14 protein-coding genes are annotated in these 13372 nt (G+C 39.3%); 5 read left to right on the top strand and 9 right to left on the bottom strand.

The genetic code is table 11. From position 1 onward, the window contains the following. Window positions 1-3 precede the first annotated feature (3 nt). The 4 genes from Bovatus_RS04935 to Bovatus_RS04920 all read right to left on the bottom strand — a co-directional run bounded on the left by Bovatus_RS04935 (window position 4) and on the right by Bovatus_RS04920 (window position 7245). Window positions 4-501, bottom strand: a complete 498-nt coding sequence (locus tag Bovatus_RS04935) for an HAD family hydrolase (protein WP_004303546.1) — start codon at window positions 499-501, stop codon at window positions 4-6. A 63-nt stretch (window positions 502-564) separates the two neighbouring features. Continuing rightward, complete coding sequence (locus Bovatus_RS04930; protein ID WP_004295681.1) at window positions 565-1245, bottom strand: phosphoribosyltransferase; 681 nt, start codon at window positions 1243-1245, stop codon at window positions 565-567. Between the two features lie 62 nt (window positions 1246-1307). Next, window positions 1308-2270 (bottom strand): DNA-processing protein DprA, encoded by a 963-nt coding sequence (locus Bovatus_RS04925; protein WP_004295682.1) that lies wholly within the window; start codon window positions 2268-2270, stop codon window positions 1308-1310. Between the two features lie 19 nt (window positions 2271-2289). Beyond that, complete coding sequence (locus Bovatus_RS04920) at window positions 2290-7245, bottom strand: DEAD/DEAH box helicase (protein ID WP_004295683.1); 4956 nt, start codon at window positions 7243-7245, stop codon at window positions 2290-2292. Between the two features lie 791 nt (window positions 7246-8036). Between Bovatus_RS04920 and Bovatus_RS24580 the strand changes: the two genes are divergently transcribed. From Bovatus_RS24580 to Bovatus_RS04895, 5 genes are read left to right on the top strand one after another with little or no spacing between them, the layout of a single operon-like run. Then, window positions 8037-8231 (top strand): hypothetical protein, encoded by a 195-nt coding sequence (locus tag Bovatus_RS24580; protein ID WP_004295685.1) that lies wholly within the window; start codon window positions 8037-8039, stop codon window positions 8229-8231. Between the two features lie 11 nt (window positions 8232-8242). Further along, window positions 8243-8551 (top strand): hypothetical protein, encoded by a 309-nt coding sequence (locus Bovatus_RS04910; RefSeq protein ID WP_004295686.1) that lies wholly within the window; start codon window positions 8243-8245, stop codon window positions 8549-8551. Between the two features lie 12 nt (window positions 8552-8563). Then, complete coding sequence (locus tag Bovatus_RS04905; protein ID WP_004295687.1) at window positions 8564-8734, top strand: hypothetical protein; 171 nt, start codon at window positions 8564-8566, stop codon at window positions 8732-8734. A gap of 1 nt (window position 8735) precedes the next feature. Continuing rightward, window positions 8736-9098: a hypothetical protein gene (locus Bovatus_RS04900; protein ID WP_004303545.1), complete on the top strand. Its 363-nt coding sequence runs from the start codon at window positions 8736-8738 to the stop codon at window positions 9096-9098. Window positions 9099-9153: 55 nt separating this feature from the next. Continuing rightward, entirely contained in the window at window positions 9154-9534 is a 381-nt protein-coding gene (locus tag Bovatus_RS04895) for a hypothetical protein (protein WP_004295690.1), read from the top strand. A gap of 17 nt (window positions 9535-9551) precedes the next feature. Here Bovatus_RS04895 and Bovatus_RS25445 read toward each other — a convergent pair whose 3' ends face one another. The 5 genes from Bovatus_RS25445 to Bovatus_RS04870 all read right to left on the bottom strand — a co-directional run bounded on the left by Bovatus_RS25445 (window position 9552) and on the right by Bovatus_RS04870 (window position 13371). Further along, on the bottom strand, window positions 9552-9800 hold the full coding sequence (locus Bovatus_RS25445) for a MerR family transcriptional regulator (protein WP_032839557.1): 249 nt from the start codon (window positions 9798-9800) through the stop codon (window positions 9552-9554). A 569-nt stretch (window positions 9801-10369) separates the two neighbouring features. After that, on the bottom strand, window positions 10370-10993 hold the full coding sequence (locus Bovatus_RS04885) for a PP2C family protein-serine/threonine phosphatase (RefSeq protein ID WP_004295692.1): 624 nt from the start codon (window positions 10991-10993) through the stop codon (window positions 10370-10372). Then, window positions 10980-11855 (bottom strand): hypothetical protein, encoded by an 876-nt coding sequence (locus Bovatus_RS04880; protein ID WP_004295693.1) that lies wholly within the window; start codon window positions 11853-11855, stop codon window positions 10980-10982. Before Bovatus_RS04880 ends, Bovatus_RS04885 begins: the two co-directional genes overlap by 14 nt. Then, entirely contained in the window at window positions 11845-12822 is a 978-nt protein-coding gene (locus Bovatus_RS04875; RefSeq protein ID WP_004303544.1) for a type IV toxin-antitoxin system AbiEi family antitoxin, read from the bottom strand. Before Bovatus_RS04875 ends, Bovatus_RS04880 begins: the two co-directional genes overlap by 11 nt. A 240-nt stretch (window positions 12823-13062) precedes the next feature. Next, window positions 13063-13371 carry a hypothetical protein gene (locus Bovatus_RS04870; protein ID WP_004295695.1) on the bottom strand — a complete coding sequence of 103 codons (309 nt, stop codon included), beginning with the start codon at window positions 13369-13371 and terminating at the stop codon, window positions 13063-13065. Window position 13372 lies beyond the last annotated feature (1 nt).

Here is a 13372-nt window from a genome sequence, read left to right as displayed (position 1 = left end):
TGATTATCTTATCAAGGTTAATATCTCATCAGGTCTAACAATTGCATGAGAATAGCCTGATTGTAGCAACTCGCTCTTTTCTTTCGTTCCCCAAAAACAAGCCACACTTTCAATGCCTGCAGCATTCGATGCCTGAATATCAATGACTCTGTCACCAAAAGAGATAGCTTTTGAAGCAGGGATTTGCATAAATTCAAGGGCTTTTAGCATCGGAGCAGGATGCGGCTTTATTGGCTTTGCATCATGATAACTCACGATGTATTGGGCTGGAATATTATAAAAAGCTATTAGTCGCTCTATATAAGGACGTGGGGATGTACTGACAATGGCTGTTTTAATGTTATGCTTACGGATAACTTCTAAAACATCAGCCATGCCTGCATACATTGATGTTTGGGGAATCAAGTTATATACCTGACTCCATTCCCTTTTATGTCGTAGTTCTTCTAAACATGTGGTATCAACCAATGTCAAGTCCATATCGAAAATTATACTTCTCATAATCATTAAGTCATTGTTACTAATTTGGCTGGTTGTTTTTACCTGCCGACAATGGATTTTATTCTAATCAATATTCCAGTACGCATCTGGATCGCCATCAAATACATCATCTATATCTTGATCACTCCAACCTTCAACGTCTTGCGCATATGAGCCGTTATACCTTTCATATGTTTCTTCCTCATAAGGGTCATAGTCTGGCTCCTCATTATACGGTTCTTCATAGCATGAGCTGTAATCAGGATTGATCGTGTGTGCCAAAAAGAGACCTGTCACATTTTTTGCACCAAGTGATTTCAATTTATCTGCTGTTAAATTGAATGTTGTGCCTCTTGTGATAACATCATCTATTAAAAGAATATTCTTGTTCACGATTCCAGTTCCGTCAAATCCAAATGATTCAATTGGATTGCCGGTTTTTCCTGTAAGATAACCTGCATCTTTGTCATATTTATTAAATATGGCTTTTTGCTCAACAGAATATCCTTCTTTTCGGATAGCATCTGCTAACTTAGAAAATCTTATGGATGTCTTATGCTCTGTAGAACCAGGAATAAAGCAAACTACCCATTCGCTCTTTGAGTTGCCGGTAATCTCTTTTATTTTATCGAGAAAACTTTTCTTAATACTTTCTGAAAGTTCTCCATTTTTGAAAGCATAGACTATTTCTCTATCCTGCTCCTGTTGAATGTCAGCACTATATCTCTTTGGAAGATATTCTTTAAGATAATAATAATTGTACATATCCAACTGTTTAATGATTCGTCTTTCTCGTGATAAAACAATAAACTCAATAATGACCTTTACTAAAAAAGTGATTGTTGCTGAACTGGATTGATACTCTTATGAGCCTTTTCAATGATAGAACAGGCATCATCTATACCAGTAGAACGGAGAGCGTAAGCCTTCTGTTCCTTCACAAGTTTAATGTTACCTTGAACTTTTTCATTGGAAGTGTCTTCATCTGTCTTATACTCTACAGCAAAAAGAGGCTTTTTGGACTGAATAGTTGCATTAACAGCGTGCATAGTACCACCCTTTACACCTGTTTGGACTACGACAGTAGCATAAGATAGGCCGGCTTGCAATCTATCTCTTGCAACCAAACCGTATCTTCCGCAACTTTGGCCAACAGGGTATTCACTTAATAGCAAGCCTCTTTTTACAACGATCTCCTTTGCCAAATCGAGGTTTTCTTTGGGATATATTGAATCCCAATCAAGGCCATTTGCCAGAAATGCAGTAGTAGCTCCTCCTACGGCTAATGCACCCTGATGCCCAGTAGTATCGCATCCGATGGCAAGGCCTGAGACGATGTTATACCCTCGTTTGGCAAATTCACCAGAAAAATGTTTTCCTGCCAAAATGCCATTTCGAGTAGGCTCTCTGGTTCCAATGACAGCAATTCCAAGCTTTTTCAATACATCAAGATTACCCCTGTAATAGAGAAGTATGGGCGGGTCTAATTTGCCTTCTTCGTTTACGCAAGATTTCAAGATCTCTGGGAAAATGCTTTCATAAAAAGATATTATGCCAACATCTTCACTTTTACATTTTGAAATAATACGTAACGCTACTCGATGTGCATCTTCCAAGTCATCTGCAGTAATGGATTGCAGCTTTTTCCCTTTTAGACTTTTCCAAAATTTGCACAGGCTTTCCATTGTCGTAATGTGAGTGTCTGCTTGATCTGCAATTTTGAATATCGTTTTATTACCAACTCCATCTAACTGTTGAAGGGTAAGAATCATTTCTGTTGATAATGCCATTATTCTATATATTTTAATGTTAGAATTTCAGTTTCGGAAGTGAGTTGACTATGTCAACTGTCTGAACCGAAAGATTTATTACCGAGAGAAGGAGGTCATAAATGTAAGTAGGATTCTTATGCTCACGACTCCACTCATTAGGATCATTTATAATGAGAGATTTTGAATCCTGAGAAACAGCATATCGCTCCATAATCCATTCTATCGCTGATTTACCGTTGACTATATATTCATAGGCTTTCGCCGGAATATTCTCTATAGTAATATGATCATTGTAAATAATACGTGATTTATCAGGAACAAGTTTACCTTTTTCATTCCTAACTTTGGGGAATGTCATCTTATCTACAAAGAAATGGCTATACTTGGTGTAAGCAAAAGGCTTTTCAGCGGAATCTTCCTCAAATACAGCATCAGCGACCTTTGGAGTAACATCGGGACAGGGTGGAACTTGCTCGTAATTCAAGTGCAAATCAGCAAGAGCTTTCCCTGCCTTATAGAAAGCCATGAAGTCCTCCACATTGTCAACGATGGGAATACGTGGAAGAGATTTCTTAAGGTCAGCTGCAAAACGTTCGCGGTATTGCGGAGAATGCAAGATACCATAGACATAATAGAAAATATGCTCTTTAGTGATAGCCTTGGAATTGCCGAAGCGTTTACGCACTTCTTTTAGAATCCAGTCTGTTATGCCATCATGTCTTTTATAACGGTCTTTTGATTCATCTGTGTCAAAAAGCGAGCCTTGAATGTCTTTTCGCTCTTCATACCAATAAAGAGGAAAACATTGGCTTTTGCCGATGAGTTCAAGATCTGGTAGTTGATCAGTAATTATACAAGAAAAGTCCTTTGTTACACCAATACCACTAACACAAATTAATTTGTTAGAAGTGATGCCCGTAGGGAATAATCTTAGTTGCTGATATGTACGCTGAATTAAATCTTTTTGAAAAATAAAATTTTGCTTAGTAAAAGGTCGATAACAGGATTCTACAAACCGCGAATAGTCTAATTTGAATATCTCCTGTTTTTTTGCAGAGTTCTTAAACATATCTGTCCATACTATTTTTGTAGGATCAGTTTGTAATTCATAATTGGCATTTAATGCTAATTTCATACGCTCCGAATTATAGAACGAAATCAATGATTCTATTTTATTGCATAATGATTCTTTTGAAAAATCATACAAAAAAGTATCCTTATTGGTAGCAATACCTAATGATAAGGTAGAAAAGAAAGATTGCTCGTCTATTTTGAACTTCTTCTCAGGGGCTACTGGAATAAGCTGGTCAAAAATGCCATCGCGTTGATTTATCCAATCATGTTTCTCTGTTGGATTTATAACTTCCCAGTCAAGTGTACGACCATGTACCGACTTGAATTTTTTGATAAAGTTTAGCTTCTGTTCACGAGTCAGATAATCTCCTATATCATGATAGTGGATTGTAGCAGCTTTACTATTTTTCGCAGGATTCTTAACAAGAATTGTAATCGTTATAGGTGTACGAGAACCTCCTCCAAAAATCTTTCCACCTTCTTTGCGAGATAATTCCCCACTTGTCCGTTGATTTCCTCGAAGATTTAACACATAAATGTCCGTAAATTCAGATTCAAGACAGGCACGGAAACCATCTTGAGCATTACCGTCAAGCCATGAACCATTACTAATAAATGCCACTATGCCTCCATCTGAATTGTCTGCAATACGGTCAGTAGCCCATCTAAAAGCTTTAATATAACTATCATATAATGCTTTCGTCAAATTAGCTGAGGATTTTGCTGCATAAGTATCAGAAACTCGTTTATCCAATACGGGATAAGTCATATTTGCAGCATTATCATTTGCAGACTTTTGCCCTATCGAATAAGGAGGATTTCCAATGATAACACGAATTGGAGCTTTCTTTTGGCGCAAAACTCCTTCTGAATTTTCTTTGAAAAATTCTTGTGAAAGTGATTGTTGTTTGGTTTCTGCAAGTTGGAAAGTATCTGTTAAGCAAATTCCGTCGTAGTTCACATAGTGATCTGGCTTCATCAGGTCATGATATACTGCTTCTATATTTACATCGGCAATGTAATAGGCAAGCAAGACTATTTCATTGCAATGTATTTCATTGCGATACTTGCGTTCCATGTCTTCGGGTTTAATAAGTCCTGACTGGAGTAGGCGTGTGATGAATGTACCTGTTCCTGTGAATGGATCAAGAATGTGTACATTTTCATCTGAAAGGGATGTGTTAAATTCCCGTTTCAAGATGTCATTGACAGAGTGAATGATGAAGTCCACACATTCAACTGGCGTATAGACAATGCCGAGTTTTTCAACAGTCAGAGGAAATGCACCTTTGAAGAACTTCTCATACAGGTTCTTGATGATTGTTTGCTTTCCTTCCAAATTATCTATATTACCAACATTAACGCGCACGGATTCGTAAAAAGATTCAAGCTCAGTGGTATCTTTCTCAAAGCCACCAACAGTTTCCAGCTGCTCTATCATTTTGTGCATAGAGTGGCTGACTGCATTGTTGTTTACGAAGTTATAATCCGCGAATAAAGCATCAAAAACAGGTTGAGAAATTAGGTGCTGTGCCAACATTTCAATAGCTTGCCCCTCATCCACGGATGGATTTAGGTTGTTCTGCAAGCCTTTCACGAATATATCAAATTCGGACTTAATTGCAGGCACTGTAGATACGAGCTTAGAAATTCGTTCTATGAATTTCTTTGCGATAAGACCTACCTTTTTAGACCAATTTTCCCAATAAAGCCGATCTCCACATTTTTCAACAAGTTTGGCATATATGCCGGATTGCATCTCACCAAAGCGAAGTTGTAATTGGCGCGCAACTTCGGCATCTTCAATGTGCTGTGCATCTTGTTGGTCTTGCTTGTCTGAAATTGCATTATGACCTATGCCCGGCCCTCCAACGACAACTTTTGATGTCCTGTTCTTGTTGAGTGCAATTTTGTTGACTTCTGCATTAAAATGGTCATCATGTGAACGAAGTGCATTGAGAATACTCCACACTGTTGAAAAATAAGTGTTGTTATTCAATGCGTCTTCTGGCTTAACGTCTGATGGCACTACTATGGGAATAATGATATATCCGTACTTTTTTTCGTCAGGCTGTCCCTTGCGGAAATTTCGCATGACGCGGCCAACCGACTGTACAACATCAACTTGTGAATTGCGTGATGAGAGAAATAGAACGGCATCAAGAGCCGGTACATCTATACCCTCGGAAAGACAACGGACATTTGTAAGTACACGGCATTCATTTTCACCTATATTTTCATCTGCAAGCCATGCCAGCTGCTCATTGCGTGCTTGTGAGTTCATAGAACCGTCGATATGACGTGCCTGTACTTCGACAACATGCTCTCGCTCTTCTGTACTAATGGAATCGCGATACTTCTCGCAGATAGTCGGTAATACTTCTGCTGTATTAACCGAAGTACCGGGTGAATGATTGTTTCCAATGGCGGAGCAGAAAGCGATAGCTCTGTGCATCACCGTTGGATCTGCATCCCATGTTGCGTGTTTATCACCACGGATGATTTTGGAAAGGCCATTTACAATACCGATTAACTTTGATGTGTCGTCAAAATTTAATTCGACATTATTAGGGTCTTTTATATCTGAAAGGATATTGTCTGGTAAGTCATCCTCATTCACTGTAAGTACAAGAACTTTGTAGTCCGTTAAAAGTCCATGCTCAACTGCGTATGAGAAATTAACTCTGAAAAACTCTTCTCCGTAAAGTTTAGGGTCGTCCATAGAGCAAAGTATCGCATCTTTTTCGGATGCTTTAATCTTTGCGGATTGCCCATACAAACGAGGGGTTGCAGTCATATAAAGGCGTTTGTTGCCTTTGATATATTCAGCATCATGTATTTTCGTAAAGTTGCTTTCGTCTCTATCTGAAAGTTTAACTCCAGTTGTCCTGTGTGCTTCATCGCAAACGATAAGGTCGAATTTTCCATACGTTCCGGCAGTTTCTTTGAGGATTTCATGTTGGGCTGCATGTATAGCCTCTATGGATTGGTATGTTGAAAATACAACCGTCAGTCCGTTATGGTTCCTATATAATTTCAACTGCTTTGCAATGCTCTTGGGGTTTGTCGTAGCCGGAACAGCAAGGTCAACAACACTGTCTTGCGTATCATCAAAGTCTTTCTTAATTTTTCGTGAAGCACGACTATCCGAACAAATACAAATGCCCTTAATGGGATTTACTGCATCTGCACACCAAGCATTCAGACTTTGCCCTAAAAGAGAAATAGAGGGCACCATAAAAAGTACCAACCCCTTATTGTTCAGTAAATCTTCCGCTATTTTTAATGCGGTATATGTCTTTCCTGTACCGCAAGCCATGATAAGTTTTCCCCTGTCATGTTCTTGAAAATAAGCATGTGCGGCAGACATAGCTCGCAACTGGTGCTCACGTGGCTGTTTGCCCGGAAGCATAGCCTCTTTACCTTTAAGGCCATCAATGAGCAGTTGCCAATCAACTGGAGAGTTCTGTAAATCTACAAGTCCGACCCTGTTAAAAGGAGGATTCTGATTTTGGATTGCATCTTCGGCATTCTTTCCCCAATGGTTTGTCGTTGAAATCCACATCCGTTTTGCAAATGAGGTCGTTTGCAAAGTCTCTGGATCTTTGAATTGGCGGCTTGATGTTGCAAGGAATGAATCTACAGCTGGCTTGTCAATAACTGAATCCTCCTTGTAGCATTTACATTGAATCGCCCAATAATCACCTTCTTCGGTACGTGCAACAAGATCTATACCTGTATCCTTTCCTCCAAGATCTGCACGGCTTGGAAAATCATCCCACAGCCATACTTTAGTGAGGTTGGAATACCGAGGGTCTGAAAGCAGCCAAGAGCGCATCAAACGTTCAAATTGGGTCCCTTTATCCTTTTGTGTAAAGGACTCCGATCTAAATTTATGTAGTATATCGTTGAAAGTCATTGCAATCAAAAAAGTCCTCTCTTGCAGTTATCCGAAGGTTAGCCAAACCATATCACACTACAATCAAGGACATCTCTTATGATACTTCTTCTAAATATTTTATTTCTTATTGGCTCATTTTTTCAGATAAATTCGTGCTATTTTACAAAGGTAGCAATTATACTTGAAATAACTGTCTAATATTTGATATTTAACAGAATATTATCTGATTCTTGTCTATTTACTACCGATTTGAAACGTAATGTATTAGGCAATAGTCTATTTGTATTTGTCAGAGAAAATTTGAAGGACAGTTTCACTTCAAGTCAAAGACATCAAATAAAACTGTCAATAGTATATTACATACTATTTGAAAAGGTGAAATACTATCCAAAGAGAGAACCTTTGAGGCTCCATTTCATTTCACTTCAAAGGCTCTCACATTGATAATGTATCGGAAAGATTAGTCTGAAAAAGATTGCTTTGCTCACAGAAATATAAGGAAACACCCTAATAGTGAGGATTATTGGTGCTTCTTGCTCGATACCATATTACGTGCAAAGTTACTACGGACAGGAGGAACATCAAGTACCATTGTCTTTTTCGGTCGGAGGGCTTGCCGGCAGCCTTCCGCAAATTTTCTCGTATCTCCAAAATTTGGGTATTCCGTCCGCGCTCTCTGACCTCATACTTGCCTTATCCCCCTTTTGTCCGTAGTGTAGGAAACGCACGAAAAACGGTTCTCCCGACCAAGAAGCTCAAAAAGAGCTTCACAAAAGGGAAAAGAATTGGAACTCTAAAAACGAAGGATTATGCGAGTAAAAAGAATGACTATCGAACAAGGGAAGAGAGTGGGTATCAGCCGCTTTTCCAACTTTCACAAGACTGGAAGCGTAAGAGGCATGAAAAGGCTGTATTACGGCTATAAATGTCTATTAGTGCGTTGTGGCAGCTATGTTTATAATGTATCGGCAGAGCCGCAAATCTACCATCAGGCAACTTTCTAAAACTATAGATTATGGACTATCAGGAATTTTCAGGAGAGGTTATCTCCGAACAAGATAAGGCTTTTGCCAAAGAGTTTACAAACTTCGTCAATGGACGGATGTGTTCCGCAGAGAAAACCGGCAAGGAGCTTACCAGAGCGCACCGTTATCTCCAGCAGCAGATGTTCAAGGTGTTCATGGGTTTCATGCGACAGTTGGCATACAACTATCAAAAAGGGTTCTATGACGAGCGTAACGAGTGGGCATCACGGCTCGCCTCGGAAGCGTACCGTCATCTGATTGAAAGCAATCTCATATTTGACCCGAATTATCAACCCTAAAACAAAAGTATCATGAATAACGAATATGATTTTCCCGAATACGGACGGCAATGTGAGCTTAATACACCGTGGCGTGGCTATCACCGTGGCACAATAGTAGCCAAGACAGCAAGAGGTTTTATCGTGCAGTTCAGCAGTGGTGCAGAGATAGAAATATATGAGGACGAAATAAAATTTGATTGATATGTGCAGGTTAATGACACCCCAATTAGCGGAAGCCTTGAAAGGTTTTCCGCTTTACTCCCAGAACGGCAAGGGAAAAGAAGCGGTTTGCCGTGCAGTGTTTATTCTCGGCTCTGCCCGATGGTTCATCCTTGAAGGAGAAGCAGAAGGGAATGATACCATCCTTTTTGGCATAGTCATCGGACTGATGGAGGACGAGTATGGCTATATCTCGCTGAACGAGCTTTCGGAAGTGGAGCTTGACTTGACCAAACAGGGGTATGGCAAGTTGCAAGTCAGACAGCAACAAGACTTTCAACCGACCCCATTAAAGAAACTTCAAGACAACCGATTACAGCGTTTCCTTGCAAGGTTTGAGGATTGAGTATTAATCCGTCAGCCGTGGCAACAAATGCTACGGCTGACATTATCTATGTGCTATGGAATATAGGAATTTGTTTGATATAGCTGTCAGAAATGGCTGGCGTGTGTTCCACAAAGAGCAGGATGGTATTTGGATAGTTGAGTTCCGAAGGAAAACATTTAGTGGCGTACCCTTTTGTTTCACCGTTGAAATGGAATATGGTAAGGTGGAAAACCTTGTCAGTGAGATTATATCATTTGCAGATGCAATAGACCCGGAGACTTGTGCTGTTGAATGGATGATACTGTCTGGTGCTGTTTCACCATCCTGTTATCAGCAAGCCGTGGCCGACATGGATAATATCCGTGTCGAAGTCTGGCTGCTTGTCTATGATTTGTTGGGGCTTATCGGAAGCAGTAACGCCTCGCTCCAATTTCCCAACAATGAACTTAACTAAGAGGTATGCAAACGGCATCATGGAATATCATTTTTCCGTTTGCGCCCTCTTTTGGGAAGTCCATTGGCTTTATAGGCTATCAAATCCCTTCCTTGGAATAGGAGTTTCGCTTGATTGGGAAACCGCGTAAATGATAATGGCTTCTCAGGGTGACTGATATAAGCGTATATTGTACATCGGTGTACGCCAAAATAGCGTGCTGCCTCACTCACCGAATAGATTTGTTCCGGGATAATCTCTCCAAATAATTTATGCAAGTCCATCATGGCATTCATTTTTGCCATAAAGGTAAAAGCAAAGCGATTGGGATGCAATACGTCAAATATTGGAATATCAAGGAGATAATCGGATAATTTATGATAAATTGTTCCAATGTATGAACTGACACGAAGAAAAGGCTGCATTATATATCCGATTTATGCAGAAATGCACATTCGCAGAAGTAGAAGCCTATATGTTTGAGTGTTGACAGCGTTGACAAGCGAGCTGACATACTATCTATCCAAATAGCCATTACAAAAGCGATTGCTATACAATATTTTATCTCTTTTCTTAGAAAAAAGAATTTAGAATAATAGTCTATGTCTTGTCAACGTTTGGCTTCGATTTTTCCAGCATTTCCGATAATGACTACCTTTGTCAACGTTTGTCAACGCAATTTTCTTATAGGAAGTCGTTGATATGAGGATTTTTATGCTTTGTCAACGGTGTCACCTTTGAAATAGGTGCATATTATATTTGGAAATGCACAATGAAACATTGCTAACGCTATTAGCAGGGGGTAATACGTCTTGCATGATTGGAGTTTAATAACAATCAATGTTTGTTTCTGAGTTTACAAAACTATTCTTATTAAAGTCGCATCATCCTCATATTCTTCATTTGTGGGTAGAGCTTTGTCTAACATCTGATTGACCTTGACTTGTTTATAAAGTCCGTCAGTACAAAGGAAAAGGGAACTTCCAGCATTGGCTTTCTGGCATTGGTATGGAATGTCATCTCTTAAACCTGCACCTTTAATGCACCTTGTGAGCAGGTACTTACCATATCCGATATTCAGAGTGTGGTCTGTGCTTAATTGCTTCATTTCATCGTGGTCAGAAATATAAATTCTGACATTGCCCAACCAAGTATAGTGAATGTCTCTATCTTCTATAAAGGCGACAGCAACGGCTGCGCCCATTTTACTATGCATCTCCAAACTCTTTTTGGAAACGGCTTTGTCTGCAAATTCTAATGCCTTAATCAACAAATCGCTGACAGTCATTTTATTTATGTGCTCACAAACAAAAGTTGTAATTGTGCTTACAATCAAATCTGCTGCCTCCTTGCCAAATGTTAAGCCACCCATACCGTCTGCCAATACTGCGATAATCTTATCGTCTATTATTTGAAGGACTGACAGGCTGTCTTCATTTGAATTGTGCTTACCTTCTATTGAAAAGCTATCTATTTTCATTGTTTTCTCCTTTCTTTAATACTTCAACCATTCCGATTAGTGCATTTCTCACAATCATATGTGAGTCGCTTGCAGAATACTTGCTACTCATAGACCTGATTAGTGGACTGTTTTCATCCAGTTCTATTTGCGCTTGTAGTTGGTCGGTATAGAATTGCAAGTGTTCTTTTGTAAGAAATTCTTTCATTTCACAAGCAATCCATCGAGCACCACCATTCAAGAGGTCAAAACTTTCACTTGTTTCCTGCACCTCATCAGGAACTGGTTGTTTGAACGAAACGTATGCCAAATAGAAATTGTCCATTATATAAAGCATATCGGCTGCGTCTTTGTCTGTGAGCAAGTGCCTGTCAAGCCAAGTATCAAATTTAATGAGGAATTGTCCTGACAAAGGAGCCATCTTTATTGTAATGGCGTCTTCAATCACCACTGTATCGGCTATATTCATTACGTCTCTAAAACATTTGACCGACATTTCAGGATTGCCTTCAGGTGGCCATGCGACTTTTTCGTCTTCCTCCAATTCTCCGAAAGGCACAATGTCTATTTCGTAGTCATTCTTTCCATCCACACCTTTATAATAAAATCGCTGTTTCGGTTTACCCTTGACAAAATTGTTTTTCAATAAATTTTCCGACAATAACTCGAACTGACTCCAATCTTTCAAGGCAATAGCCACATCAAGATCAGATGTTCTTCTACGCGAAGGCGGCATTTCAAGTATTTCCATAGCAATGTCTCTTGCCAGTGCGCCAACAACATACACATCCAGTTGCAGGTCGTTCATTACTTTACTCAATGCTTCAAGGGTGTCATAAAGCAAATTATTCTGTAAAGTATCTCGTGTGATTTTATATTCCATTTTCTTTTATTCTTAATGCGGCCTCATGGCAACGGCTGTCTCCAGCACCCATTAAATCCGCGTAAATGACTAATTTTGGGGCAAGGTTTAGTTTGCTTTCCCCTATCCAAAATTTCTTGTAGATGCGTATTTCCCCATTTGGGGCAGGCATTACCGCACCGGTACGAAGAAGCAACGAACTTGCTACATCTGAATAAATTTCAAATTCACCGGGGATTAAGTAACCATCTACTAAGTTGGCTCCACAATCACCTCCCCAATACATACCTTCGGGAAGAAGCATTTCTTTCCATTTTCTTCTATGCTCCGGACTGCGGAAGGTCATCCGATTGATGAGTAATTTAGGTTTCAAAAATTCATTGTATTGCTGTTGCCACCATTCGACAAGTTCTTCGCGCATCGAAATCTTTCTGCCTTTTTCAGTTTGCACCAAGTACTGTTTCGCTTTCAACAAATCAAAAGCTTTCGTGATAGTGCCCAAAGACAGCCCGACTTTCTCTTGAATCTCACGATAAGCCCAATTGACGCTTTCAGGATTTTGCAAGAAGAATAAGATGAGCTTGATGTTTGTCTCACTTATTTTTGAAGTAGAACTTGGTTTAGTGGGGGTGTTGTCTTTTTGGCCGGCAATCTTAATGATTAGACTCTTATGTCTGATATCACAATTTCCTACTTTGTCTATCCAATTGATTTGATTGTCCGAAAGCGTATTGGCTAATTTGGGATAGATTTTATCAGTAATCAAAACCATAGGCATATTCCTATCGCTACTTTTACTTCTGATTCCGTCAACGACTGAAAAGATGTTGGCGTTGCTTATGGTTTTCTTTATGTCACAATAAAACTTCAAGCTATTAATGCTAATAGTTTGGTCCAATTCGTCACAAATGACAATACAGTCATTCCTTGTTGTCGCCCTCAAATTGTTGATGGCTTCATGAAACAATTCCAAATAATCTGTTCTCATTGTTGTATCGTTCATTGTTCATATAATGTTCATAAATTGATAAACACTGCAAATTTAGTGAACATTCTTTGCTTTGCCAAATTTTGCGTTCATTATTTCATTGTGTTCACGAATTTATGAACATGCGTAATCTATAAACAAACGTTGCCCGTAGTCCATTTTTCTTTCAGAGAATAATTTATTCAGAATCAACAGTGTAATACTATATGGCATTTAGGTGCCAATAATACCTCTTTCATATTACCTTTTGAATCGTGGCTTTATATGAGTGGTGATGGAATTGGAAATTTGATTCAATTCCATCTTTACTTTGTATAACTGTTCTCTGGATAAAGGTGCAATGCAATGGATTAGCAAACCGTCCGATACTATTTTTCTTTTTTCTCTGATGCCGTTTATACCGTCAAAGGGGATTTTGTCAGCACCGCAAGCCTTCATGTAGGCATTGACTGCATCGCGCATGGAATATAAACCCAGTCCGATTTTACCCCAACGCACCAAAGCGTTCACCGCTTCGTTTTTTAATTTGTCAAGTCCTTCGTTCTTCATT

Source organism: Bacteroides ovatus (assembly GCF_001314995.1).
GTDB lineage: Bacteria > Bacteroidota > Bacteroidia > Bacteroidales > Bacteroidaceae > Bacteroides > Bacteroides ovatus.
The sequence above is the reverse complement of the archived record's forward strand: the minus strand, read 5'-3'. Positions and strand labels throughout refer to the sequence as shown.